General features: G+C 68.7%; 19 protein-coding genes. 4 read left to right on the plus strand and 15 right to left on the minus strand.

Annotated features, from left to right (window positions below):
* Nucleotides 1-28: 28 nt before the first annotated feature.
* From GGQ96_RS02560 to GGQ96_RS02610, 11 genes are all read right to left on the minus strand, one after another.
* Nucleotides 29-817: an ABC transporter ATP-binding protein gene (locus GGQ96_RS02560; protein WP_246360014.1), complete on the minus strand. Its 789-nt coding sequence runs from the start codon at nt 815-817 to the stop codon at nt 29-31.
* Nucleotides 741-2,132, minus strand: coding sequence for an efflux RND transporter periplasmic adaptor subunit (locus tag GGQ96_RS02565; protein ID WP_184111216.1), 1,392 nt, complete (start codon nt 2,130-2,132; stop codon nt 741-743). The genes GGQ96_RS02560 and GGQ96_RS02565 overlap by 77 nt, the downstream gene beginning before the upstream one ends.
* Complete coding sequence (locus GGQ96_RS02570; RefSeq protein WP_343058899.1) at nt 2,132-3,613, minus strand: efflux transporter outer membrane subunit; 1,482 nt, start codon at nt 3,611-3,613, stop codon at nt 2,132-2,134. The genes GGQ96_RS02565 and GGQ96_RS02570 overlap by 1 nt, the downstream gene beginning before the upstream one ends.
* A gap of 190 nt (nt 3,614-3,803) precedes the next feature.
* Complete coding sequence (locus GGQ96_RS02575; RefSeq protein ID WP_184111218.1) at nt 3,804-5,861, minus strand: ATP-binding protein; 2,058 nt, start codon at nt 5,859-5,861, stop codon at nt 3,804-3,806.
* Nucleotides 5,862-6,064: 203 nt separating this feature from the next.
* Entirely contained in the window at nt 6,065-7,102 is a 1,038-nt protein-coding gene (gene bioB, locus GGQ96_RS02580) for a biotin synthase BioB (protein ID WP_184111220.1), read from the minus strand.
* A gap of 47 nt (nt 7,103-7,149) precedes the next feature.
* Nucleotides 7,150-9,366: a methylmalonyl-CoA mutase gene (gene scpA, locus GGQ96_RS02585; RefSeq protein ID WP_246360015.1), complete on the minus strand. Its 2,217-nt coding sequence runs from the start codon at nt 9,364-9,366 to the stop codon at nt 7,150-7,152.
* 40 nt (nt 9,367-9,406) lie between these two features.
* Entirely contained in the window at nt 9,407-10,189 is a 783-nt protein-coding gene (locus tag GGQ96_RS02590) for an enoyl-CoA hydratase-related protein (protein ID WP_184111222.1), read from the minus strand.
* Nucleotides 10,186-10,605 (minus strand): methylmalonyl-CoA epimerase, encoded by a 420-nt coding sequence (gene mce / locus GGQ96_RS02595; RefSeq protein WP_184111224.1) that lies wholly within the window; start codon nt 10,603-10,605, stop codon nt 10,186-10,188. Before mce ends, GGQ96_RS02590 begins: the two co-directional genes overlap by 4 nt.
* Nucleotides 10,602-10,832 carry a hypothetical protein gene (locus GGQ96_RS02600; protein ID WP_184111226.1) on the minus strand — a complete coding sequence of 77 codons (231 nt, stop codon included), beginning with the start codon at nt 10,830-10,832 and terminating at the stop codon, nt 10,602-10,604. Before GGQ96_RS02600 ends, mce begins: the two co-directional genes overlap by 4 nt.
* The gene (locus tag GGQ96_RS02605; RefSeq protein WP_184111228.1) at nt 10,829-11,119 is read right to left on the minus strand and encodes a hypothetical protein; all 291 of its coding nucleotides are present in this window, start codon (nt 11,117-11,119) and stop codon (nt 10,829-10,831) included. The genes GGQ96_RS02600 and GGQ96_RS02605 overlap by 4 nt, the downstream gene beginning before the upstream one ends.
* A 44-nt stretch (nt 11,120-11,163) precedes the next feature.
* On the minus strand, nt 11,164-12,690 hold the full coding sequence (locus tag GGQ96_RS02610) for an acyl-CoA carboxylase subunit beta (protein ID WP_184111230.1): 1,527 nt from the start codon (nt 12,688-12,690) through the stop codon (nt 11,164-11,166).
* Between the two features lie 114 nt (nt 12,691-12,804).
* Here GGQ96_RS02610 and GGQ96_RS02615 point away from each other — a divergent pair, with 114 nt between their 5' ends.
* From GGQ96_RS02615 to GGQ96_RS02630, 4 genes are all read left to right on the plus strand, one after another.
* Nucleotides 12,805-14,151 carry a helix-turn-helix domain-containing protein gene (locus GGQ96_RS02615; RefSeq protein ID WP_184111232.1) on the plus strand — a complete coding sequence of 449 codons (1,347 nt, stop codon included), beginning with the start codon at nt 12,805-12,807 and terminating at the stop codon, nt 14,149-14,151.
* Between the two features lie 16 nt (nt 14,152-14,167).
* Entirely contained in the window at nt 14,168-15,457 is a 1,290-nt protein-coding gene (locus GGQ96_RS02620) for a Gfo/Idh/MocA family protein (RefSeq protein WP_184111234.1), read from the plus strand.
* A gap of 266 nt (nt 15,458-15,723) precedes the next feature.
* A complete protein-coding gene (gene otsB / locus GGQ96_RS02625; RefSeq protein WP_184111242.1) occupies nt 15,724-16,497 on the plus strand; it encodes a trehalose-phosphatase in 774 nt (257 codons plus the stop codon).
* Entirely contained in the window at nt 16,494-17,870 is a 1,377-nt protein-coding gene (locus GGQ96_RS02630; protein ID WP_184111244.1) for an alpha,alpha-trehalose-phosphate synthase (UDP-forming), read from the plus strand. Before otsB ends, GGQ96_RS02630 begins: the two co-directional genes overlap by 4 nt.
* Before the next feature lie 75 nt (nt 17,871-17,945).
* Here the strand turns inward: GGQ96_RS02630 and GGQ96_RS02635 are convergent, their stop codons facing one another.
* The 4 genes from GGQ96_RS02635 to GGQ96_RS02650 all read right to left on the minus strand — a co-directional run bounded on the left by GGQ96_RS02635 (nt 17,946) and on the right by GGQ96_RS02650 (nt 25,162).
* Complete coding sequence (locus GGQ96_RS02635; protein WP_184111246.1) at nt 17,946-19,019, minus strand: mechanosensitive ion channel family protein; 1,074 nt, start codon at nt 19,017-19,019, stop codon at nt 17,946-17,948.
* 242 nt (nt 19,020-19,261) lie between these two features.
* A complete protein-coding gene (ppdK, locus tag GGQ96_RS02640) occupies nt 19,262-21,952 on the minus strand; it encodes a pyruvate, phosphate dikinase (protein WP_184111248.1) in 2,691 nt (896 codons plus the stop codon).
* Between the two features lie 119 nt (nt 21,953-22,071).
* The gene (gene glyS, locus GGQ96_RS02645) at nt 22,072-24,282 is read right to left on the minus strand and encodes a glycine--tRNA ligase subunit beta (RefSeq protein ID WP_184111250.1); all 2,211 of its coding nucleotides are present in this window, start codon (nt 24,280-24,282) and stop codon (nt 22,072-22,074) included.
* Nucleotides 24,283-24,322: 40 nt separating this feature from the next.
* Nucleotides 24,323-25,162, minus strand: coding sequence for a glycine--tRNA ligase subunit alpha (locus tag GGQ96_RS02650; RefSeq protein WP_184112195.1), 840 nt, complete (start codon nt 25,160-25,162; stop codon nt 24,323-24,325).
* Nucleotides 25,163-25,234 lie beyond the last annotated feature (72 nt).

Raw genomic sequence — 25,234 nt, forward strand, 5'->3', positions numbered from 1 at the left:
AGAAAGGAGGAAGCGGAAGTGGCCAAGCTCATGCCTCCACCGCCGCGCCCTGCCGGTGCTGCGTCTCGATCCGCTCGACCAGTCCGTCCTTGAAGTGCACCACGGTGCGCGCGAAGGCCGCCATGTCGGGTTCGTGGGTGACCATCAGCACGGTGATCCCCGCCTCGCGGTTGAGGCTGGTGAGCAGCTCCATGATCTCCACCGAGCGTTCGGAATCGAGGTTGCCGGTCGGCTCGTCGGCCAGCAACACGTCGGGCTCGGTGACGATCGCGCGGGCGATGGCGACGCGCTGCTGCTGCCCGCCCGACAGTTCCGCCGGCGTATGGTCCCACCAGCGGTCCAGCCCGACCTTGGCCAGCGCCGCCATGCCCAGCTCGCGCCGTCGCGCCTTGCTTTCGCCGCGATAGAGGAGCGGCAGCTCGACATTCTCCAGCGCGGTGGTGCGCGACAGGAGGTTAAACCCCTGGAAGACGAAGCCGAGATATTTGCGCCGCAGCAGCGCGCGCTGGTCGCGGTCCAACGTCTCGATATGATGGCCCCGGAACAGGAACTCGCCGGCCGAGGGCACGTCGAGACAGCCCAGGATGTTCATCGTCGTCGACTTGCCCGAGCCCGACGGGCCCATCACCGCGACGAAATCGCCCTGGGCGATATCCAGGTCGACGCCCTTCAGCGCCTGGAACTGGGTCGCGCCGGCGCCATAGACCTTGCGGACGCCGCGCAACTGGATGAGCGGGGGATTACTGGCCACCCCCGCCCCCTCCGCGCCGGCGACCGCCGCTGCCGCTGCCGCCGCTGCGCCCGCCACCCTTCGCATCGTCGCCCGCCGCCAGCTGCCCGGTGATCACTTGCGCGCCCGGCTTCAGGTCGCCGCCCAGCACCTCGGTCATCGTGCCATCGGTATCGCCGGTGGTGATTGGCACCGGCTGCGGCTGGCCGTCCGCGCCCTTCACATAGACGGTCTGCGTCGCGCCCCGGCTGACCCGCGCGGTTCGTTCCGGCCGGTCACGGCGCGGGCGGAAGGTGAGCGAGCCGGCGATGCCGCCACCGCCGCCGCCGCTGCCCGCCGCCTGCGGCTTGAAGCGCAGCGCCGCGTTCGGCACCAGCAGCACGTTCCGCTTGTCCGACGTGACGATATCGGCGGTCGCGGTCATGCCTGGGCGAAGGATGAGCTGCGGATTGGCCACGGTCAGGTCGGCGGCATAGCTGACCACCTGCCCCGTCGTCGCGGTGGTGCTGGCGGTCGTGCTCGACGAGGTGGCATTGCTGACCGTAAGGTTCGATCCCAGGTCGACGCGGGTGATCTGCGCCGGAAAGGTCTGGCCCGGATAGGCGTCGACCGTGAAGCTCGCCTTCTGGCCCAGCTTGACCGCGCCGACATCCGCCTCGTCGATCGCGACTTCCAGCTTCATGCGGGTCAGGTCCTCGGCGATCACGAACAGGGTCGGCGTGTTGAACGAGGCGGCGACGGTCTGGCCCGGATCGACCTGCCGCGCCAGCACCACGCCCGACACCGGGCTGCGGATGATCGCGCGACTGCGCTGCGTCTGCGATTGGGCGAGCTGCGCCTGCGCCGCCTGCACATTGGCCTGTGCGGTGCGCAGCGCCGCGACCGCGCGCTGCGCATTGGCGCGGCCGGTCTGGAGCTCGGTGGCCGAGGGCACGCGGCCGTTGGACAGCTTGTACACGTCCTCCAGCCGGGCGAGCTGGGCGTTCGCCTCCGACACGGTGGCGCGCGCCTGGGCGACCTGCGCCTGGTTGGCGGCGAGCTGCGCCTGGCCGGCGCGGATCTGGTCGTCGATCTGCTCAGGGTCGATCAGCGCCAGCGCCTCGCCCGCGCGCACGCGGTCGTTGACGTCGACCACCACCTTGGTCACCAGGCCCGACAGCTGCGAGCCGACCGTCACCTGGTTGGTCGGCGCCAGCTTGCCCGTCGCCGACACGCTGACGGTCAGGTTACCGCGCTTCGCGGCCTGCGTCGAATAGGTCGGTGCGTCCTTTGCGCCGAAACAGCTTTTCAGCAGCAAGGCGAGCAGCACCACGCCGATCGCCACCGCGATCCACTTCACGAAGCGCCGCCACGGCGCGACCGGCTTCACGCCCAGGAATTCGTCGGTCGTCTGGTCGGCCATCAGCGCGCCTCGCTACCGGCGCGCGGCGGCGCCTCTGGAATGGTGGTCGCGTCCCAGCCGCCGCCGAGCGCGACGTACAGCGCGATCTGCGCGGCGGCGGCGTCGGCGCGGGCCTGGGTCAGGCCGTTGCGCGCCGACAGCAACGCCGCCTCCTGCTGGTTGAGCGTGGTGAAATCGGTCAGGCCCGAGCGATACTGGCTGCGGCTGAGGATCGCGGACGTGTTGGCGGCGTCCAGCGCGATGGTGAACTCGCGCGTCCGCGCCTCCGCCGATTGCAGCGCCGCGATGGCGTTCTCGATATCCTCCAGCGCCAGCAGCACCGTGCCCCGGTAATTGGCCAGCGCGACATCGGTCGCCGCCTCCTGCGCGCGCACCTGGCTGCGCAGCCGGCCGCCGTTGAAGATTGCCTGGGTCAGGCCGGCGAACAGCCCACCAGTGATCGCATCGCCGATCCCGCTGATCGAGGTGGAATTGGTGTTGATGTTGCCGGTGATCGCCAGCGCCGGATAGAGCGCCGCCTTGGCCACCCCGATCCGCGCGGTCGCCGCCGCCAGCGCGCGTTCGGCCGAACGGATGTCGGGCCGCTGGCGCAGCGCGTCAGCGGGGATGCCGACGCCGGTGGCGGCCGCCGCGACCGGGATCGGCCGCACCGCCGCCAGTTGCGCCTTGAGCGCGCCGGGCGCCTGCCCGGTCAGCACGCCGACCCGCGACACGGCGGCGTTATATTGCTGTTCGAGCTGGGGAATGGTCGCGGCCGTCTGCGCCCGCTGACTGCGCGCCTGTTCCTGGTCCAGGCTCGACACCAGCCCCGCCTGCACCCGGAAGCCCGCGATCTCCAGATTGTCGTCCTGGATCGCCAGCGAGGCCCGCGCATTGGCAAGCTGCGCCTGATAGGCGCGGGCCAGCACATAGTTGCGCGCGATCTCGCTTTCGACCGACAGCAGCACCGTCGCATAGTCGAAGCCCGAGGCCTCATACTGCGCGCGGCTCGCCTCGACGGTGCGGCGGATCTCGCCGAACAGCCCGACCTGATAGCTGGCGGACAGGCCGACCGAGAAATTGTTGGTGCCCCCGCCGCCGGTATCGACCACCGTGCCGTCGGGCAGCGTGAACGAGCGACCGCCGCCGCGCAGATTCTCGTTGCGCTGGTACCCGGTCGAACCCGAGACGGTGGGCAGGAGCGTCGCGCGGCTCTGCACCAGCGCCTCGCGCGCCTGGCGCAGCCGGCCGATCGCCTGGGCGACGTCGGTGTTCGCCGCCGCGCCCCGCTCCACCAGCGCCCCGAGCAGCGGGTCGTTGAAGCGCGTCCACCACCGCGTCAGGTCCTCACGCGTCGGCGGGGCGGTGACCGAATAAGCGTCCGGCACGCCGAGATCGGCGGCGGTGCGCGGCGTGTAGTCGGGCCCGACCGAACAGCCGGAAAGCGCCGTGGCGGCGAGCAGGACGATCGGAGCAAGGTCGCGGAAACGCGGCATATTCATAGGGGATGGCCAACACCCCCGGCCCTGTCCAGCGCCTTTGTGTCGCAGATTGTCGCGACGGTCATATCCCCGGCCCGCCGCGACATTGGCGGGTGCGGGCAGGTCCTTCCCTCGCCCACCACCCCGGCCCGCGCCGGAGTGGTACGATGGACATGGCAATGAATTCCTGACGGGGCAGGATGTGGGGGTGTCACTCCAGCTCCAGGATCACCTGATCCACCGCCAGGCTGTCGCCCGCCACGGCCGCGATCGCCTTGACCGTGCCCGCCTTGCCCGCGCGCAGGATATTCTCCATCTTCATCGCCTCGACCACCGCCAGCGGCTGGCCCATCTCGACCCGGTCGCCCGCCGCGACGTCCAGCCGCACCAGCAACCCCGGCATGGGCGCGATCAGGAAACGCGACAGGTCGGGCGGCACCTTCTCGATCAGGTGCGCGGCATAGGGCGCGATCCGCGCCGGCAGCACGCGCGCGACATGCGATGCGCCGCGGGCGCCCAGCCGGAAGCCGCTGCGCACCGGCTCGATGCGCACCGCAAGCGCGGTGTCGCCCGCCTCCACCTGCACCAGCCGGTCGCCGGGCGTATATTCCATCGCGAAGTCGATATCCGCGCCGTCGACCAGGATGCCGTCGGTCGACACCGACACCGCATGGTCGGCACCGCCGATCCGCACCACCCAGTCCGCCGGCGGGCGCAGGCGGCTGCCCAGCTGGCCGTCGATCCGTCGCGCCCGGTCGGCCTGCGCGGTGGCGGCGAAGGCGGCGGTGGCGGCAAGGATGCCGAGCAGCTCGGGCGTGGCGGGCGCGCCGGTGAAGCCCTCCGGATATTCCTCGGCGATGAAGCCGGTGGTCAAGGCGCCCGAGCGGAAGCGCGGATGCTGCATCAGCGCCGACAGGAAATCGAGATTGGTGCCCGGCCCCTCGATCACGAACGCATCCAGCGCCGCGACCTGCGCGTCGATCGCCGCCGCGCGCGTCGGCGCCCAGGTGACCAGCTTGGCGATCATCGGGTCGTAGAACATGCTGACCTCGCCGCCCTCGACGACGCCGTCATCGACGCGGACATAGGTCTCGCCCTCCTCGTCCATGTCGGCGAAGGGCGTGGCGGTGTAGGGCGTGGGCGCGTCGGCGGGCGGCGCATAGCGGACGAGCCGGCCGATGCTCGGCAGGAAGCCGCGATACGGGTCCTCGGCATAGACGCGATTCTCGATCGCCCAGCCGGTGAGGCGCACATCGGATTGCGCGAAGCCGAGCGGCTCGCCCGCGGCGACGCGGATCATCTGCTCGACCAGGTCCAGCCCGGTGATCGCCTCGGTCACGGGATGCTCGACCTGGAGCCGCGTATTCATTTCCAGGAAGTAGAAGCCGTCGCCGCTCCGATCCGCGCCCGACACGATCAGCTCGACCGTGCCCGCCGAGAAATAGCCGACCGCGCGCGCCAGCGCGACCGCCTGCTCGCCCATCTTGCGGCGCATCTCCGGGCTGACGAAGGGGGACGGCGCTTCCTCGACGACCTTCTGGTGGCGACGCTGCACCGAACATTCGCGCTCGCCCAGATAGACGATCGTGCCATGCTGATCGCCCAGCACCTGGATCTCGATGTGGCGCGGGCTTTCGATGAACTTCTCGATGAAGACGCGGTCGTCGCCGAAGCTCGCCAACCCCTCGCGCTTGGTCGCCTCGAAGCCCTCGCGGACATCCGCCTCGCTCCACGCCAGCCGCATCCCCTTGCCGCCGCCGCCGGCCGAGGCCTTCATCATCACGGGATAGCCGATCTCGGAGGCGATCCGCACCGCCTCGTCGGTGTCGGCGATCTCACCGAGATAGCCGGGCACGACGTTGACGCCGGCCGCCTTGGCCAGCTTCTTCGATTCGATCTTGTCGCCCATCGCCGCGATCGCGTTCGGCGGCGGCCCGACAAAGGCGATCCCCGCCTCGGCGCAGGCGCGCGCGAAGCTCTCGCGCTCGGACAGGAAGCCATAGCCGGGATGGATGCAATCCGCGCCCGTCTCCTTGGCGGCGAGCAGGATCAGTTCCGCCTTCAGATAGCTCTCCGCCGCCGGCGCCGGCCCCAGCCGCACCGCTTCGTCGGCCATCAGCACGTGCGGGCTGCGCGCGTCGGCATCCGAATAGACCGCGACCGTCGCGATCCCCATCCGCTTCGCCGTCCGCATCACCCGACATGCGATCTCGCCGCGATTGGCGACCAGGATCTTCTTGAACACGGCCCTCTCCCAATGTCTTGTCATGTCATCGCGGCAGAGACGACGCCCTTGCCGAAATCGGCACTTCATTATCCTTCACCGCCACCCCGGCGAAGGCGGGGGTCCAGTTACGAAGCGCTTCGAAAAAGTTACAAACGTCCCCCAACCGGATCCCGGCCGTCGCCGGGGTGGTTGCTGTTATCAGGGCGCTTTGGAGAGCAACGCGATCAGGACGATGCGCCGCATCCTCATTCCGCCGCCTCGCACATCCGCTGGCGCATCGGCTCCTCCGCCACCATCGGCCGGACGCCCAGCTTGGCGAACAACGCGGCGTCGGCGCTGTCGCCGCGATTGCCGGCGGTCAGCAGCTTGTCGCCGGTGAAGATCGAATTGGCCCCGGCCATGAAGCACAGCGCCTGGGTCGATTCCGACATGCTCTCCCGCCCCGCCGACAGCCGCACCATGCTCATCGGCATGGTGATGCGCGCGACCGCCACGGTGCGGACGAACTCGATCTCGTCGATCTTCGCGAGCGGCGTGTCGGCGAGCATGTCGCCCAGCACCGTGCCCTTCACCGGCACCAGCGCGTTGACCGGCACGCTTTCCGGATGGCGCTGCAAAGTGGCGAGCGCATGGACGAAGCCGACCCGGTCCTCCCGCGTCTCGCCCATGCCGACGATGCCGCCGCAACAGACGTTGATCCCCGCCTGTCGTACATTCTCCAGCGTATCCAGCCGCTCGCCGAAGGTGCGCGTGGTGATGACCTCGCCGTAACGCTCGGGCGAGGTGTCGATATTGTGGTTGTAGTAATCCAGCCCCGCCTCGGCGAGCTGCGCGGCCTGGGCCGGGGTCAGCATCCCCAGCGTCATGCACGTCTCCATCCCCATGCCGCGCACGCCCTGGATCATCTGGATGATCGCGGGCATGTCGCGATCCTTGGGGTTGCGCCACGCCGCGCCCATGCAGAAGCGCTGCGAGCCGGCGTCGCGCGCCTCAGCGGCGCGTTGCAGCACCGACTGCACCTCCATCAGCTTGGTCGCCTTGACCCCGCTGTCCGCCGCCACCGACTGCGAGCAATAGCCGCAATCCTCCGGACAACCGCCGGTCTTGATCGACAGGAGCGTGCACATCTGCACCTGCGAAGGCGCATGGTGGGCCCGGTGCACCGTCTGCGCCCGGAACATGAGCTCGTCGAACGGCAGCTCGAACAGCGCGGCGATCTCGCCCCGCGTCCAGTCGTTGCGCGTCGTCGCTTCGGTTACCGTCGTCACATCTAGCCTTTCCATCATCGGCTGCGCTCCTTGTCCGCGCACGGGCGCGCCTGCAAGCGCCGTCACGCCGCCGCATCCTCGGGCGGCATATTGTGGCCGAGCAGCCGCAGCACCTCCTCCGCCGCCTTGACCAGGTTGGTACCGGGGCCGAAGATCGCCTGCACCCCCGCGTCGCGCAGCGCCTGGTAGTCCTGAGCCGGGATAACGCCGCCGGCGATGACCTTGATATCGGCGCGGCCGGCCGCGCGCAGATGGCCGATCAGCTCGGGGATCAGCGTCTTGTGCCCGGCCGCCAGGCTGGATGCGCCGACCACGTCGACATCCTCCGCCAGCGCCAGCGTCGCCGCCTCGGCCGGGGTCTGGAACAAGGGGCCGGGCACCACCTCGAACCCCAGATCGCCGAACATCGAGCTGACCAGATTGGCGCCGCGGTCATGCCCGTCCTGCCCCATCTTGGCGACCAGCATCCGGGGTCGCCGACCCAGCCGTCGTTCGGTCGCGGCGACCCCCGCCTCCAGCCGCGCCCAGCGCGCATCGTCCCGGTATGCGCCGCCATAGATGCCGCGCACTGGCGAGGGCTGGGTGCCGTAGCGATCGAACGCCACCTCCATCGCCGCCGAGATCTCGCCCAGCGTCGCGCGCGCCCGCGCCGCCTCTACCGCCAGCGCCAGGAGGTTGGCTCTGCCCATCGCCCCGTCGCGCAGCGCGCCCAGCGCGGCCTGGCACGCCGCCTCGTCGCGCGCCGCCTTCACCTGACGGATGCGGCGGATCTGCGCCTCGCGCACCGCATGATTGTCGACGTCGAGGATGTCGATCGCATCCTCGTCCTTCAGCCGGTATTTGTTGACGCCGACGATCACGTCCTCGCCGCGGTCGACCCGCGCCTGGCGCGCCGCCGCCGCTTCCTCGATCATCGCCTTGGGCCAGCCGGCCGCGACCGCGCGCGCCATGCCGCCCTCGCGCTCGACCCGCTGGATGATGTCCCAGGCGCCATCGACCAGCTGCTGGGTCAGGCTTTCGACATAATAGCTGCCGCCGAGCGGATCGACGACCTTGGTCATCCCCGTCTCCTCCTGCAGCACGATCTGGGTGTTGCGCGCGATCCGGGCGGAGAAATCGGTGGGAAGCGCGATCGCCTCGTCCAGCGCGTTGGTGTGGAGCGACTGGGTGCCGCCCAGCATCGCCGCCATCGCCTCGATCGTGGTGCGCATGACGTTGTTGTACGGGTCCTGCTCGGTCAGCGACACGCCCGAGGTCTGGCAGTGGGTGCGCAGCATCTTGGACCGTTCGTCCTTCGCGCCCAGTTGCGTCATCACCCGATGCCACAGCACCCGCGCGGCGCGCAGCTTGGCCACCTCCATGAAGAAGTTCATGCCGATCGCGAAGAAGAAGGACAACCGGCCGGCGAATTTGTCGATGTCGAGACCGGAGGCGACGCCGTATTTCACATATTCCATGCCGTCGGCGATGGTGAAGGCCAGCTCCTGGAGCTGCGTCGCCCCCGCCTCCTGCATGTGATAGCCGCTGATCGAGATGCTGTTGAACTTCGGCATCTCGGCACTGGTATAGGCGAAGATGTCGGAAATGATGCGCATCGAGGGTTCGGGCGGGTAGATATAGGTGTTGCGGACCATGAACTCCTTCAGGATGTCGTTCTGGATGGTCCCGTCGAGCGCCTTGCGATCAACGCCCTGCTCCTCGCCCGCGACGATGAAGAAGGCGAGGATCGGGATCACCGCGCCGTTCATCGTCATCGACACCGACATCTGGTCGAGCGGAATGCCGTCGAACAGGATCTTCATATCCTCGACCGTATCGATCGCGACCCCCGCCTTGCCGACATCGCCCACGACGCGGGGATGGTCGCTGTCATAGCCGCGATGCGTGGCGAGGTCGAAGGCGACCGACAGCCCCTTCTGCCCCGCCGCCAGGTTGCGGCGATAGAAGGCGTTCGACTCCTCGGCGGTGGAGAAGCCGGCATATTGGCGGATCGTCCAGGGCCGGCCGGCATACATGGAGGCGCGCACGCCGCGCGTGAACGGCGCGAAGCCCGGCAGGCCGGGGTCGGTGGTGACATCCTCGGCGGTGTAGAGCGGCTTGACCACGATCCCCTCGGGCGTCGTCCAGTCGAGGTCGCGCCCCTTCACCTCGCGCGCCGCCGCCGCCGCCCAAGCGCCCAGCGTCTGCGCAGGCGTCGGCTCGGGCAGGTCGCGCTTCGGCGGCGCGACGCCGGCATCCTCACCGGTGTTGGTGTCGATCGGGGGCGTGGGGTCGGTCATGCGGGGTTCCGGTCGACGGGATCAGAAGGGAAGATGACGGTCAGGCGCCGCGAAACACGGGCGCACGCTTTTCAAGGAACGCCCGCCCCCCCTCGGTCGCGTCGGCGGTGCCCCGCATCGCGCGCTGGTTCTCCGCCTCCAGCGCCATGGCGGCGGCATAGTCGCTTTCATAGGCGGCGAGCAGCTGGCGACGGATCGCGCCGTAGGCGCGTGTCGGCCCGGCGGCGAGCCGCTGCGCCAGCGACAGGGCCTCGCGCTCCAGCATGTCGTCGGCGACGATGCGGTGGATCATGCCCCATTCGAAGGCCTTCGCCGCCAACACCCGCTCGCCGAGCATCATCATCTCGGTGGCGCGCGCCTTGCCGATCAGGCGCGGCAGCATCCACGACGCGCCGCCGTCCGGGACCAGCCCGATATTGACGAAGGCCTGGAGGAAATAGGCGGTGTCGCTGGCCAGGCAGAAATCGGCGGCCAGCGCCAGGCTGCACCCGATCCCGGCCGCCGCGCCCCGCACTGCGCTGACCACCGGCACGTCGAGCGCCGCGATCCGCGCCAGCGCCGGGTTGTAGCTGCGGGTCAGCGCCGCGAAGGTCGCCTCGCCCGGGTTCGCGGCGTTCAGCGCGCCACCGCCGACATCCGCCCCGGCGCAAAAGGCGCGACCCGCGCCCTGGATCAGCACGGCCCGCGCATCCTCCACCCCGTCGAGCGCGGCGGTGATCGCCTCGAACATCGCCGGGGGCGCGGCGTTCAGTCGGTCTGGTCGGTCAAGCGTCAGGCAGAACACGTCGCCCTGCCGGTCGGTGCGGATCATCGCGTCGGTCATCCATGCTCCTTCGGCGTTTCCATCAGTTCGACCAGCACCCCGCCCATGTCGCGCGGATGGACGAAGACGATCGGCGTGCCATGCGCGCCGATGCGCGGCTGGCCCAGCACGGTCGCGCCCTTCGCGGTCAGCGCGGCGACGGCTGCGTGGATATCGGCCACCTCGAAACAGAGATGATGCTGCCCGCCGGCCGGGTTCTTGCGCAAGAAACCGGCGATGGGCGACGCATCGTCATAAGGCTGGATCAGCTCGACCTGGGTATTGGGCGCATCGATGAAGCACACCCGCACGCCCTGCGCCGGCAGGTCGAACGGCACCCCGATCGCGCTCGCGCCGAGCAGGGTGCGATAGGTCGCGATCGACGCGTCGATCGACGGCGTCGCGATGCCGACATGGTTGAGGCGACCGAGGGTCATTCCGCGATGCGCCGTTGGCGATTCGCCGCCGCACCCGCTGCGGCCATTGCCGCGCCTTCAATCACGCCCTCCAGGCGGGAGATGCGGTCCCGCAAGGCCAGGGTCGCATCGGCGAGCCCGCCGACATCGTCACCCATGCGGCTGATCCGCTGGTCGAGCTGATCGAGCCGCGACTGGATCAGCACCACCTGGCGCAGCGCTGCGATGGCGTCCCCGAAAACGCTCACGGCCGCACCCCCATGGTGCGCAGGGCGGCGTCCACCTTTGCGTGCGTCCGATCGAGCGTATCGATCATCGAGTCGATCGCCTCGTGGATCTTCGGCAACGAGAGGTTCACTTCGGCGACCAGCGCGGCGAGCGCCTCTTCTTCGTCTTCGAAAGCCGTCTCCGCCACATAGCGGCTCGTCGCCTCCCGCACGACATGTCCGACCGACATGCCGCTCTCCCGCGCGAAGGCATCCAGGGCCGCCTTATGCCCCGGCGTCGTCAGAAAGGTCACGCGTTCCGTCTGCATCCACCGCCTCCTTCACATGTCCTTATAATGATCATGTGAAATGGTCACAACGGGATGTTGTCATGCTTCTTCCAGGGATTCTCCAGCGTCTTGTTCTTCAGCTTGCGCAGCGCCAACGCGATGCGCCGCCGAGTAGAATGCGGCTGGATCACCTCGTCGATGAAGCCCTTGCCCGCCGCGACGAAAGGATTGGCGAAGCGCGCCTCGTATTCCGCCGTGCGCTCGGCGATCTCGTCCGGCGTCCGCCCGCGGAAGATGATCTCCACCGCGCCCTTGGCCCCCATCACCGCGATCTCGGCGGTCGGCCAGGCATAATTGAGGTCGCCGCGCAGATGCTTCGACGCCATCACGTCGTACGCGCCGCCATAGGCCTTGCGGGTGATGACGGTGATCTTGGGCACGGTCGCCTCGGCATAGGCGAAGAGCAGCTTGGCGCCATGCTTGATGATGCCGTTATGCTCCTGCGCGGTGCCGGGCAGGAAACCGGGCACGTCGACGAAGGTCACGATCGGGATCTCGAACGCGTCGCAGAAGCGCACGAAGCGCGCCGCCTTCTTGGAACTGTTGATGTCGAGCACGCCGGCCAGCACCATCGGCTGGTTGGCGACGATGCCGACCGTGCGCCCCTCGATCCGGCCGAAGCCGCACAGGATGTTGGCGGCGTGGGCCGGCTGCACCTCGAAAAAGTCGCCCTCGTCGACGACCTTCCGGATCAACTCGTGCATGTCGTACGGCTGGTTGGCGCTCGCCGGGATCAGCGTGTCGAGGCTCGGCTCGATCCGGTCCCAGGGATCGGCGCTCGGCCGCTCGGGCACGGGCTCGCGGTTCGACAGCGGCAGGAAGTCGATGAAGTCGCGCGCCGCCAGCAACGCCTCGATATCATTCTCGAATGCGACATCGGCGACGCTGGTCTTGGTGGTATGGGTAATCGCGCCGCCCAGCGCCTCCTGCGTCACCACCTCGTTGGTCACCGTCTTCACCACGTCGGGGCCGGTGACGAACATATAGCTCGAATCCTTCACCATGAAGATGAAGTCGGTCATCGCCGGGCTGTACACCGCGCCGCCCGCGCACGGACCCATGATCAGCGAGAGCTGCGGCACCACGCCCGACGCCAGCACGTTGCGCTGGAACACCTCGGCATAGCCCCCGAGTGAGGCGACGCCCTCCTGGATGCGCGCACCGCCCGAATCGTTCAGCCCGACCACCGGCGCGCCGACCTTCAGCGCCATATCCATGATCTTGCAGATCTTCTGCGCGTGCCGTTCCGACAGCGAACCGCCGAACACGGTGAAGTCCTGGCTGAACACGAAGACCAGCCGGCCGTTGATCGTGCCCGATCCGGTGACCACGCCGTCGCCGGGGACCCGCTGGTCCTGCATCCCGAAGTCGGTGCAATTGTGCTCGACGAACATGTCGAGCTCTTCGAAGCTGCCTTCGTCCAGCAGCACGTCGAGCCGCTCGCGCGCGGTCAGCTTGCCCTTGGCGTGCTGGGCGGCGATGCGCTTCTCGCCGCCGCCCAGCTTCGCCGCCGCGCGCTTCGCCTCCAGCATTGCGATGGTCGACGTCATGGCGGTTCCTCTCGTTGCGGACGCGGCGACCGACCTTGTGCCGCGCCAGGTCCCCCCGCGCAAATGTGAAGTTGCGAAGTTGCGAAGGATCGGCTTGCGAACTACGGCGAAGCCATGGCCAGACTCTATGCCGGCGACCAGTTGCGCAGCGTCCGCCGCGCCGCCGGGCTCAACCAGCGGGCGATGGCGACGCGGCTCGGCCTGTCGGTCAGCTATCTGTCGCAGCTCGAAAACGGCGAGCGACCGCTGACCGCCGCGGTCAGCGCCGCGCTCGCCCGCCATTATCCGCAGGCGTTGGCGGCGATCGAAGGTGCCGAGCCGGCGCGGCGGCTGGCGGCGCTGGGCGCGGCGCTCGCCGACCCCGCCCTGCCGCCCCTGGAGGCCGAGGCGACGGCGCGGCTGGCGGCGGAGCGGCCGGAGATCGCCGACCGGCTGATCGCGCTCCACGCCGCCAAGCGCGCCGCCGAGGAACGGCTGGCGCTCGCCGAGGAGACGCTGACCGCCGGCGGCTCGACCCGCCTGCCTTGGGAGGCGGTGCGCGACTGGTTCCACGAGGCGGGCAACTATATCGACCTGCTCGACCGCGCGGGAGAGGCACAGGCCGGCGATGTCGAGACGGCGCTGGCCGCCTATGGCGTGACGGTCCGCACCGATCCCGACCCGGAATCGCCGATCGCGCGCATGGCCGGCGGCGATCTGGTGCTGAACGCCGCGCTGCCGCCGGAAAGCCGCCGCTTCCAGGTCGCGCACCGGCTGGCGGCGGTGGCGCTCGCCGAACCGGTCGCGGCGATCGTCGGCGGTTCGGGGCTGGAAAGCCCGGAGGCGCGACGCCTGCTCGCCATCGGCCTCGCCAATTACGCGGCCGGCGCGATCCTGATGCCCTATGAGCGGTTCCGGGCCGAGGCGCGGCGGCTGCGCCACGATATCGATCAATTGTCGCGCGCCTTCGGGGTCAGCTTCGAACAGGCCTGTCATCGCCTCTCCACCTTGCAGCGGCCAGGGGCGGAGGGCGTGCCCTTCTACTTCTGCCGGGTCGACATGGCGGGCAACATCACCAAGCGGCACTCGGCGACCCGGCTGCAATTCGCCCGCTTCGGCGGCGCCTGTCCCCTGTGGCATGTGCACGAGGCGGTCGCGATCCCCGACCGCATCCTGGTGCAACTCGCCGAGACGCCGGACGGCGTCCGCTACGTCTCCATGGCCAAGGGGCTGGTCAAGCCGTCTGGCCGCTTCGCCCGCGCGCCACGCCGATACGCGGTGGTGCTGGGGTGCGAAGCGGGCCACGCCGCCGACTTCGTCTATGCCGATGCGGTGGATCGCACGGGGGCCGCCACCCCGATCGGTATCTCCTGCCGGCTCTGCCCCCGCCCCGATTGCGACCAGCGCGCCTTTCCGCCGGCGGACCGGCGCATTTCGGTGGAGCCGGATACGCGCCGGGTCGTTCCCTATCGCATTGTCTGAACAGGGAAGTTCACCGATGCCCGATCCAATCGACCGCCGCGTGATGCTGAAGATGGGCGGCGCCGCCGCCGGGCTGGTGCTGAGCGCGCGCGCCGCCGACGCGCAACAGCTTCCCCCGCCGTCCGACGTCGATCGCGGGCGGGTGGAGAACGGCAAGGTGGTCTTCCCCGAATGGCGCGGCGACGCCGATCCCAAATCGGCGCCGCCCCCCGCGCCGATGCCGCCCGAGCAGCGCGTGGGCTTCGCGATCGTCGCGCTCGGCCGGCTGTCGCTGGAGGAGATCCTGCCCGCCTTCGCCGAGTGCCAGAAGGCGAAGGTCACCGCGCTCGTCTCCGGCAGCCCGGAGAAGCTGCGCACCGTCGCCGCGCAGTATGGCATCGGGCCGGATCATTGCTATGACTATGCCGATTTCGACCGCATCCGCGACGATCCGTCGGTGAAGGCCGTCTATATCGTCCTACCCAACGGCATGCACCGCGAATACACCGAACGCGCCGCCCGTGCCGGCAAGCATGTGCTGTGCGAGAAGCCGATGGCGACCTCCGCAAAGGACGCGCGGGCGATGGTTGCCGCCTGCGACACGGCCGGCGTCAAGTTGATGATCGCCTATCGCATCCAATATGAGCCGTACAACCAGCGCGCCCGCCGCTTCGTGCAGGACGGGACTTTCGGACGGCTGGTCGCCGCGTCGATGACCAATACCCAGACCGTGGCCCCCGACGGCGCGAAGCAGTGGCGGCACAAGCGCGTGCAGTCGGGCGGCGGCTCGCTGCCCGATATCGGCCTCTACTGCATCAACACCGCCCGCTTCCTGACCGCGCAGGAGCCGGTCGAAGTCGTCGCGCATCAATATTCGCCACCGGGCGACCCGCGCTACGCAGAGGTGGAGGAAACGGTTGCGTTCACCTTACGCTTCCCGGGGGAAACCTTCGTGCAATGCCTGACCAGCTATGGCGCGCGCGACAACAAGGCGCAGACGCTGAACTTCGCCCGCGCGACACTGGAGATGCCCAAGGCGTATCAGTATCGCGGCCAACAGATGTATATCGCGCAGAACCAGGGCGAATTGGACGAGCGCCAGCAGGTCAACATCCCCCCGAAGAACCAGTTCGCCGCGGAGATCGACCATATGGCCGACTGCATCCTCGCCGATCGCAAGCCCCGCACGCCGGGCGAGGAAGGCGTGCAGGACCATGTCATCATGGAGGCGATCTACGAGAGCGCGCGGACCGGCAAGCCGGTAAAGCTGGCGGCCGTTCCGGGCAAGGATGCCTTCAGGGGGCCGATGCCGCCGGCCCAGGCGTAGGAACTCGGTTCGCGAGGCAGTGAAACGCCTCCTCTGCACGCCAATCGTGGCAAGACGTACCGCACCACCCCGGCCGCCGCCGGGTGGTCTGTGGAAGGAAGGATGGCCGGCTGTCGCAACGGTCCCACGCAAGCGGCGGATTATCGTCGCCGCACCTTCGAAGCGAAATCCTTCCTTCTTCGTGGCTTCCCGGGTTCGTATGAACCCAGGACCAAGGAACCCGGCACCGCCCGGAACACGCCCCCATCGCGGCGGGTTCGTGCCCCATGGTCAATGAACTTGCCCCACCGCCGCTGCCGGACCCCGCCGCCGTCAGCCTCTTCCTCGATTTCGACGGCACGCTGGTCGACTTGGCCCCCACCCCCGATGCGGTGGTGGTCGACGCGGCGCTCGGCACGCTGCTCGGCCGGCTGGCGACCGCCATGCCGGGCCGCATCGCGATCGTCAGCGGCCGTTCGATCGCGCAACTCGATGGGTTCCTCGCGCGGCATCTCGACCAGGTCGCGGTGGCCGGCAGCCACGGCGCGGAACGGCGCACCCCCGCCGCCGGCCATATCACGCCGCCGCGTTCGGAGGCCTTGGAGGCCGCCTGCGCCGAACTGCGCGCCTTCGCCGATCTGGAGGGACTGCTGTTCGAGGCCAAGTCGCTCGGCGCGTCGCTCCACTTCCGCCAGCATCCCGAGCGCGAGGGCGACGCGGTGGCGATGGCGGAGCGGGTCGCGCAGCAATACGGCCTCCACGCCAATCGCGGCAAGATGATGGTCGAGGTCCGCCTGCCCGGCGACAAGGGCAAAGCGGTGCGGACGCTGCTGTCCGACCCGGCGATGCAAGACTCCATCCCCTGGTTCTTCGGCGACGACCGGACCGACGAGGACGGCTTCGCCGCCGCGCAAGGTCTGGGCGGCGCAGGCGTGCTGGTCGACGCCCCGCGCGAGACGGCCGCCCGCTACCGGCTGGACGGGGTGGCGGCGCTGCGCGACTGGCTCGCCGCCCTCGCAGACCGCGCCGAGGCGGGACAGTCGCGGAGGATCCGGGCATGAGCCGGCTGATCGTCATCTCCAACCGCGTCGCCGTGCCGAAAAAGGGGGCCAGCGCCAACCAGGGCGGTCTGGCGGTGGCGCTGCAATCGGCGCTCCGCGAGCATGGCGGCCTGTGGTTCGGCTGGTCGGGCGAGACGTGCGAGACGTTCGACGGCACTATCCACCGGGCCGAGGGCGATGGCGTCAACACCGCCACGATCGATCTCGAAGAACAGGATATCGACGAATATTACAACGGCTTCGCCAACCGCACGCTCTGGCCGCTGTTCCATTACCGGATCGACCTGACCGAATTTGAACGGGATTTCGAAGGTGGCTACCAACGCGTCAACGACCGTTTCGCCGATACGGTCATGCCGTTGGTCGAGGAGCCGGACCTGGTCTGGGTCCATGACTATCACCTGATCCCGCTCGGTCAGAAGTTGCGGCGGCGCGGGATGCGCAACCGCATCGGCTTCTTCCTCCACACCCCCTGGCCGCCCACCCGGCTGCTGACCGCGCTGCCCAGCCATCGCAAGCTGGTCGACTCGCTCTTCGCCTATGACGTGGTCGGCTTCCATACCGAGGACTGGCTGGACAGTTTCCAGCATTATGTCACCAGTATGATGGGCGGCACGGTGGATGGCGACATCGTGTCGGCGGGCGGGCGCACGATCCGCGCGATCGTCGCGCCGATCGGCATCGACACCGCCGAGTTCGAGGCGGCGGCGCGCTCCGACGAAGCCAATTTCGCGCGCGACCGCATGTACATGTCGGCGACCGGCCGCAGCCTGATGGTCGGCGTCGACCGGCTCGACTATTCCAAGGGGCTGCGCGAACGGTTCCTGGGCTATGACCGGTTCCTCGCCAGCCATCCCGACCGGCGGGGCCTGACCAGCTTCCTCCAGATCGCCCCGCCCAGCCGCGAGAAGGTCGACACCTATCAGGAGATCCGGGCCGATCTCGACGCGCTGTCGGGGCGGATCAACGGCGAATATGCCGATATCGACTGGACGCCGATCCGCTACGTCAATCGCGGCTATCCGCGCGAGGAGCTGGCCGGCATCTACCGCGCCGCGCACATCGCGCTGGTCACGCCCTTGCGCGACGGCATGAATCTGGTCGCGAAGGAATATGTCGCGGCGCAGGACCCGAACGATCCTGGCGTGCTGGTCCTGTCGGTGTTCGCGGGCGCGGCGGCGCAGATGCGCGAGGCGGTGCTGGTCAATCCCTACAGCGCCGAGGAGATGGCCGACGCGATCGTCACCGCGCTCGCGATGCCACGCGAGGAGCGGATCCGCCGCTGGCAGGCGCTGATCGACGGCGTCCGGCGGGAGGATGTGTTCTGGTGGTGCCGGCTGTTCCTCGACACGCTGGAGGACGCCAGCGAGTAGGATCGGCGTCGGCCGTGCTCCTGCGAAAGCAGCGGCACGGCCCGGCACCCACCGGAGGTGGCGGGGGAAGCGGGATCACCCGCCCGCGCGTCCGGGCAATTCCACGCGGGTGCGCGGCATCGCCTCGGGCATCTCGCGGCGGATATGGTCGAGCACCGCCTCCCGCACCTCGCAGCGCAAGTCGAAGGCGACCGAGGCGTTGCGCGCCGTCATCAGCCCGCGGATTTCGATCGCGTCGGGCTTCACGTCGGTCACCTGACAGTTCCAGAATCTCTTGTCCCACAGGTCGCTCGCCTCGACCGCTCGGCCCACCGCGGCGCGGATACGCGCCACGTCCGCGCCCGGATCGACATACCAGAAGACCGAGCCGAGCAACTGGCTGGTCTCGCGGGTCCAGTTCTGGAAACTCTCCTCCAGGAACTTCGACACCGGCACCACCAGCCGGCGCTCGTCCCACAGCTTGATGACGACGAAGGTCAGCCGGATTTCCTCGATCCGGCCCCATTCACCGCCGACGATCACCACGTCATCGAGCCGGATCGGCTCGGTGAAGGCCATCTGCACGCCGGCGATCAGGTTCTTGAGCGCGGGTTGCGCGGCGGCGCCGACCACCAGGCCGGCAATGCCCGCCGAGGCCATCAGCGTCACGCCGATCGAGCGGATGCCAGGCACGCTCAGCAGCATCAGGCAGATGGTGACGAAGGCGATGGCGAAGCTGCCGATCCGCCCCAGGATGGTCGCACGGGTGCGCTTGCGGCGCGCGGCGAGATTGTCCTCGACGCTGATATCGGCGCGCAGCTCGACCAGCCGCTGCGCCGCTTCGAGCAGGCCCGCCGCGGTCCAGCCCATCAGCGCCGGAAAGCCGAAGCCGAGCAGCCGCTCCCACAGGTCGCGCAGGTCGCGGTCCATCGGCAGGGCGCGCGCCACGAAGCTGACGGCGATGGCCACGAACAGCCATTGCAGCGGCCGGCGCACCTGCGCGACCACCAGCGCCCGCGCTTCCCGCCGCAGCCGGGTGCCGGCGCGCACCACCAGCCGCACGACCAGCGCATGCGCGACCAGCGCGATCAGCACCGCTACCGACACGGCCATGACGCTTTGCAGCCAGGCCCAGTCGGGCGGCAAGCGGAGCGAATGGATCAGGGTCATGCCCGGCCCAACCACCATTTGCGAGCGCGGTTCCGCTGCAATGCAGCATGGCTTTGCGCGCGGACCCGGATGATTCTTCTTCCTGTTCCCCGGCGGAGGTCGGGGCCCAGTTGGGAAGGCCGGTGTAACGGAGCGCTATGCTCCATCATCGGCGTCCCCCAGCTGGGCCCCGGCCTTGCCGGGGAACAGCTTGCGTGTCGGGGCCACGCTCCGAGACGCCGCCCCTTCGCGCGAACGCTCCCTTAACGCGCCTTCAGTGCCGCCTGCGCCGCCGCCAGCCGCGCGATCGGCACACGGTACGGCGAGGCGGAGACGTAATCCAGCCCGACCTGCTCGCAGAAGCCGATCGAAGCCGGGTCGCCGCCATGCTCGCCGCAGATGCCCAGCTTGATGTCGGGCCGGGTCGCGCGACCCCGCTCGGCGGCGAGGCGGACGAGCTCGCCCACCCCGTCCACGTCCAGGCTGACGAACGGGTCCTTGGGATAGATGCCCTGCTCGACATAAGCGCCCAGGAAGCGGGCCGCATCGTCGCGGCTGACGCCCAGCGTGGTCTGGGTCAGATCGTTGGTGCCAAAGGAGAAGAACTCGCCCGTCTCGGCGATTTCGCCCGCCTTCAGCGCGGCGCGCGGCAGCTCGATCATGGTGCCGACGAGATACTCGACCTCCGTGCCCCGCTCGGCGAACACGGCCTGGGCGGCGCGGTCGACGACCGCCTTCATCAGGTCCAGCTCGCGCTTGGTGGCGACCAGCGGGATCATTACCTCCGGAATCGGTGCGGCCCCACTCTCGGCGGCGACGTCCAGCGCCGCCTCGAAGATGGCGCGCGCCTGCATCTCGTAGATCTCGGGATAGGTCACGCCCAGCCGGCAGCCGCGATGGCCCAGCATCGGATTGAACTCGTGCAGCTCGTTGGCGCGGCGCTTCAGCGTGTCGACATCGATCCCGGCCGCCTGCGCCACCTCGGCGAACTCCGCCTCCTCGTGCGGCAGGAACTCGTGGAGCGGCGGGTCGAGCAGCCGGATCGTCACCGGCAGCCCCGCCATCACCGCGAAGATCTCGGCGAAGTCGCTGCGTTGCTCGGGCAGCAGCCGGTCGAGCGCGGCGCGGCGGCCGGCCTCGTCCGAGGCCAGGATCATCTGGCGCACCGCGGTGATCCGGCCGGCGTCGAAGAACATATGCTCGGTGCGGCACAGACCGACGCCCTCCGCGCCGAACTCGCGCGCGGTCTTGCAGTCGAGCGGCGTCTCCGCATTGGCGCGGACCTTCAGGCGACGCACCTTGTCCGCCCAGACCATCAGCGTCGCGAAGTCGCCGGCCAGCTCGGGCTGCACGGTCGCGACCTCGCCCGCCATCACCTCGCCGGTCGCGCCGTCGATGGTCAGCACGTCGCCCTCGCGGATTTCGCGGCCGCCGACGCGCATCACCTTGTCCTTGGCGGAGATGGCGATGCTGCCCGCGCCGGACACGCAGGGGCGGCCCATGCCGCGCGCGACCACGGCGGCGTGGCTGGTCATGCCGCCGCGCGCGGTCAGGATGCCGCGCGCCGCGTGCATGCCGTGGATGTCCTCCGGGCTGGTCTCGGTGCGGATCAGGATCACCGCCTCGCCCGCCGCGTTGCGCTTCTCGGCGGTGTCGGCATCGAACACCGCCTGGCCCGAGGCCGCGCCGGGCGAGGCCGGCAGGCCCTTGGCGATCACGTCGCGCTTGGCCTGGGGATCGAGCGTCGGATGGAGCAGCTGGTCGAGCGCCGCCGGATCGACCCGCGCCACCGCCTCCTCCTCGGTGATGAGGCCTTCATTGGCCATGTCGACCGCGATCTTCAGCGCCGCCTTGGCGGTGCGCTTGCCCGAGCGGGTCTGGAGCATCCAGAGCTTGGCCTTCTCGACCGTGAACTCGATGTCCTGCATGTCGCGATAATGCGTCTCCAGCGTGTCGAAGACGTTGGCCAGCTCGCCGTACACGTCCGGCATGGCCTCTTCCATCGACAGCGGCTTGGCCCCCGCCTCCTCGCGCGCCGCCCGGGTCAGATATTGCGGCGTGCGGATGCCGGCGACGACATCCTCGCCCTGCGCGTTGATCAGGAACTCGCCATAATAGGCGCGGTCGCCTTTGGAGGGATCGCGGGTGAAGGCGACGCCGGTGGCCGAGGTTTCGCCCATGTTGCCGAACACCATCGCCTGCACGTTGACGGCGGTGCCCCAGCTCGCCGGGATGTCGTTCAGCCGGCGATAGACCTTGGCGCGCTCCGACTGCCACGAGCCGAACACCGCGCCGACCGCGCCCCAGAGCTGGTCGTGGACATCCTGGGGGAAGTCCTTGCCCCATTGCGCGCGAACCAGCTTTTTATATTCGACGACCAGCGCCTTGAGATCGGTGGCGGTCAACTCGGTGTCGAGCGTGAAGCCCTGATCCTCCTTGGCGATCTCCAGCGCTTCCTCGAACGCACCGTGATCCAGCTCCAACACCACATCGGCATACATCTGGATGAAGCGGCGATAGCTGTCCCAGGCGAAGCGCTCGTCCTCGGCGGCGCGGGCCAGCCCCTCGACCGTCTGGTCGTTGAGGCCGAGGTTCAGCACCGTGTCCATCATGCCGGGCATCGACACCCGCGCGCCCGAGCGGACCGAGACCAGCAGCGGATTGTCATGGTCGCCGAACACCTTGCCGGTGATCGCCTCGATATGGGCGAGTCCCTCGGCCACCTCGTCGCGCAACGACTGGGGGAATTTCTGCCCCTCGTCATAATAGCGCGTGCACATGGCGGTGGAGATGGTGAACCCCGGCGGCACCGGCAGGCCGATCGAGGCCATCTCGGCCAGGTTGGCGCCCTTGCCGCCCAGCAGGTTCTTGTCCCCCGACCCGCCATCGGACACGCCGCCGCCGAAGCGATACACGTAACGGTCGTCAACAGTCGGCTTCAACGCGGTGGCCATCGTCACATCCCTCTTTGCATACGTATGCATTGCAGACAGGGGTAACGGTGACAAGAGCGATTAGCTCCCGTTTCGAAGCCGATGGGCGATGGTATCGGTCCCATCGCCCATGGCCGGGATCAGCCTTCGATTTTCCCGAAATCGGCGACGGTGTGGACGGCGGCGCGCACCCGCGCGAGCAGGTCGAGCCGGGCGGCGCGCTTCGCCGGATCGCTGTCGTTGACCGTCACCGATTCGAAGAAGCCGTCGATCGGCGCGCGAAGCGTCGCGAGCGCGGCCATCGCCGCCTCGAAATCCTCCGCCGCCACCGCACGCGCGGCGGCCGGCTCGGCGGCGGCGAGTGCGGCGAGCAGCGCCGCCTCGGCCGGCTCGGGCGTATAGGCCATGGCGGCACCGGTCAGTGCCGCATGCCCTTCCTTCTTCAGGATGTTGGCGGCGCGCTTGTAGCCGGCGAGCAGGTTCGCGCCGTCCTCAGTGCCAATAAAGCCCTGGAGCGAGCGGACACGGGCTAACAGCAAGACAATATCCAACTCGCCGCCTAATGCAAAAACTGCGTCAATTAGATCGTGCCGAACCCCAGCTTCCTTTTGCTGGACTTTAAGACGCTCAGCAAAAAATCCCGTTAGATTCATAGAAATAAGAACGGCAATTTTGAGAACGTCCTTCCTAAGCTCCCTCATAGCCCCTGCGGCTTCTTCAATCATTTTGTTAGCAACCGCATACACCGCTTCGCCACCAAAATCACTGACAGAATCCCTCAGGCGCTTTGCAGTTTCCGACGCAGGCCGCCCTAAATCTTCAATGACCTGCTTTAAAATAACGGACATTGAAGCCTGCCTAATAACGAGGCGCAGATGATTATCGACAACGAGAGCGATTACTCCGAGCGCAGCTCGTCTTATTGCGAACGGGTCCCTTGAACCGGTTGGCTCCAAATTAATTGCGAAGAAACTCGCGATCGTGTCCAGCTTGTCGGCGAGCGCCACCGCCACCGTCACCGGCTCCGTCGGCACGTCGTCGCCCTGCCCAACCGGCTTGTAGTGATCGCGCACCGCCGCCGCGACCGCCGCATCCTCGCCCTGGGCGGCGGCATAATAGCCGCCCATCAGCCCCTGAAGCTCGGGGAACTCGCCGACCATGCCGGTCACCAGATCGGCCTTGGCCAGCCGCGCCGCGCGCTCCGCCCGGTCGGCCAGGTCGGGCGTGCCGACCACGCCCTCCTCCACCAGCCAGCGCGCCAGCTTCGCCACCCGGTCGACCTTGTCGGCGACGCTGCCCAGCTTCTCGTGGAAGACGATGCGCTCCAGCTTCGCGGTCTGGTCGGCCAGCGGCACCTTCAGGTCGGTGTCGTAGAAGAAGCGCGCGTCCGACAGCCGCGCCGCCAGGACCTTGCGGTTGCCCTCGACGATCTTCGCACCGCCGTCGCTCGCCTCGATATTGGCGGTGCAGACGAACGCGTTGGCGAGCGCGCCGGTCGAGGCGTCGCGGCAGACGAAATATTTCTGGTTCACGCGCGCGGTGAGCTGGATCACCTCGGGCGGCACCGACAGGTAATCGGCGTCGAACCGGCCGAGCAGCGGCACCGGCCATTCGGTCAGCCCGGCATTCTCCGCGACCAGCCCATCGTCCTCGATGAGTTCCAGCCCGGCCTCGACGGCCAGCGCGGCGGCGCGGCCGCGGATGATCGCGGCGCGTTCGTCCTGGTCGACCAGCACATGGCAGGCACGCAGCTTCTCGACATAGTCGTTCGCCGAGCCGATCGTGATCGGCCCCGGATGGTGGAAGCGGTGGCCGTAGGTGGTCGCACCCGAGGCGATGTCGGCGATCTCGGTGGAAATGATGTCTTCGCCGAACAGCGCGACGATGCCGTGCAGCGGCCGCACCCAGCGCAGGCTCTCGGTCGAGAGCGAGGCGTCGCCCCAGCGCATCGATTTGGGCCAGGGAAAGGCCCGGATGATCGCCGGGATCGCCTCGGCCAGCACCTCGGCCGTGGCGCGGCCGGGCCGCTGGGTGACCGCGAAGAGCACGCCGTCGCGCTCGACCAGTTGCTCGCGGGAAAGGCCGGTCTTGCGCAGGAAGCCCTCCAGCGCCTGGGGCGGGGCGGAGGCGCGCGGGCCCTTCACCTCCTCGGACACCGCCTCGGTCGCCAGCGGCAGGTCGCGCGCGATCAGCGCCAGGCGGCGCGGCGTCGCATAGGTGACGAGCGCGCCGGCGGACAGGCCCGCCTTGGCCAGTTCGGCCGCGAACAGCCGCGCCAAGTCCTCGCGCGCCTTGGCCTGCATCCGCGCGGGGATTTCCTCGGAGCGGAGTTCGAGAAGGAAGTCGGTCATGCTGTCCGGATCACTATCTTGAGGTCGCGCGGAAGGGTCATCACGCCGCCCATCCGTTCTTCTCCATCCATGCGGCGCAGCTCGCCTTGGCGAGGTCGCGGACGCGGCCGATATAGGCCTGGCGCTCGGCGACCGAGATCACGCCGCGCGCCTGGAGCAGGTTGAAGGTGTGGCTGGCCTTGATCGCCTGTTCATAGGCCGCGAGCGGCAGTTTGGCCGCCAGGCTGCGCTCGCATTCCGCCGCCGCCTTGCGGAACGAGTCGAACAGCGTGTCGGTATCGGCGACCTCGAAGTTCCACGCCGACATCTGGCGCTCGTTCTCCAGGAACACGTCGCCATAGCTCACGCCGGCGTCGTTGAACCGCAGGTCGTACACATTGTCGACGTCCTGGATGTACATCGCCAGGCGTTCGAGCCCGTAGGTCAGCTCGCCCGCGACCGGCTTCATGTCGAACCCGCCCATCTGCTGGAAATAGGTGAACTGGGTCACCTCCATCCCGTCGCACCAGACCTCCCAGCCGAGGCCCCAGGCGCCCAGTGTCGGCGACTCCCAATCGTCCTCGACGAAGCGGATGTCGTGTTTCGTCATGTCCACGCCGATCGCGGCGAGGCTGCCCAGATACAGGTCCTGGAGATCGGGCGGACTGGGCTTCAGGATCACCTGATACTGGTAATAATGCTGGAGCCGGTTGGGATTCTCGCCATAGCGGCCATCGGTCGGCCGGCGACAGGGCTGGACGAAAGCGGCATTCCACCGGTCCGGCCCCAGCGCGCGCAGCGTGGTGGCGGGGTGGAAGGTGCCGGCTCCCATTTCCATGTCATAAGGCTGAAGGATCACGCACCCCCGCTCACTCCAATAGTCATGAAGCGCGAGGATCATCCGCTGGAAGGATAGAGGCTGGGTCACGCCCGCGTCTGTGGCGAATGGGGCGTGGTCTGGCAAGCAGCAGCA

This window comes from Sphingomonas abaci (genome assembly GCF_014199625.1).
Lineage (GTDB): Bacteria > Pseudomonadota > Alphaproteobacteria > Sphingomonadales > Sphingomonadaceae > Sphingomonas > Sphingomonas abaci.

Bases quoted from the DNA above. Each gene is read 5' to 3' on its own strand.
- GGQ96_RS02605 (WP_184111228.1), bottom strand. From the start codon at position 11,119: ATGCAGACGGAACGCGTGACCTTTCTGACGACGCCGGGGCATAAGGCG.
- GGQ96_RS02635 (WP_184111246.1), bottom strand. From the start codon at position 19,019: ATGACCCTGATCCATTCGCTCCGCTTGCCGCCCGACTGGGCCTGGCTG.
- GGQ96_RS02590 (WP_184111222.1), bottom strand. From the start codon at position 10,189: ATGACCGACGCGATGATCCGCACCGACCGGCAGGGCGACGTGTTCTGC.
- GGQ96_RS02650 (WP_184112195.1), bottom strand. From the start codon at position 25,162: ATGATCCTCGCGCTTCATGACTATTGGAGTGAGCGGGGGTGCGTGATC.
- otsB (WP_184111242.1), top strand. From the start codon at position 15,724: ATGGTCAATGAACTTGCCCCACCGCCGCTGCCGGACCCCGCCGCCGTC.
- scpA (WP_246360015.1), bottom strand. From the start codon at position 9,366: ATGACCGACCCCACGCCCCCGATCGACACCAACACCGGTGAGGATGCC.
- GGQ96_RS02620 (WP_184111234.1), top strand. From the start codon at position 14,168: ATGCCCGATCCAATCGACCGCCGCGTGATGCTGAAGATGGGCGGCGCC.
- GGQ96_RS02630 (WP_184111244.1), top strand. From the start codon at position 16,494: ATGAGCCGGCTGATCGTCATCTCCAACCGCGTCGCCGTGCCGAAAAAG.
- bioB (WP_184111220.1), bottom strand. From the start codon at position 7,102: ATGGAAAGGCTAGATGTGACGACGGTAACCGAAGCGACGACGCGCAAC.
- GGQ96_RS02610 (WP_184111230.1), bottom strand. From the start codon at position 12,690: ATGACGTCGACCATCGCAATGCTGGAGGCGAAGCGCGCGGCGGCGAAG.
- GGQ96_RS02615 (WP_184111232.1), top strand. From the start codon at position 12,805: ATGGCCAGACTCTATGCCGGCGACCAGTTGCGCAGCGTCCGCCGCGCC.
- GGQ96_RS02575 (WP_184111218.1), bottom strand. From the start codon at position 5,861: ATGACAAGACATTGGGAGAGGGCCGTGTTCAAGAAGATCCTGGTCGCC.
- ppdK (WP_184111248.1), bottom strand. From the start codon at position 21,952: ATGGCCACCGCGTTGAAGCCGACTGTTGACGACCGTTACGTGTATCGC.
- GGQ96_RS02565 (WP_184111216.1), bottom strand. From the start codon at position 2,132: ATGGCCGACCAGACGACCGACGAATTCCTGGGCGTGAAGCCGGTCGCG.
- GGQ96_RS02560 (WP_246360014.1), bottom strand. From the start codon at position 817: ATGCGAAGGGTGGCGGGCGCAGCGGCGGCAGCGGCAGCGGCGGTCGCC.
- glyS (WP_184111250.1), bottom strand. From the start codon at position 24,282: ATGACCGACTTCCTTCTCGAACTCCGCTCCGAGGAAATCCCCGCGCGG.
- GGQ96_RS02570 (WP_343058899.1), bottom strand. From the start codon at position 3,613: ATGAATATGCCGCGTTTCCGCGACCTTGCTCCGATCGTCCTGCTCGCC.
- mce (WP_184111224.1), bottom strand. From the start codon at position 10,605: ATGACCCTCGGTCGCCTCAACCATGTCGGCATCGCGACGCCGTCGATC.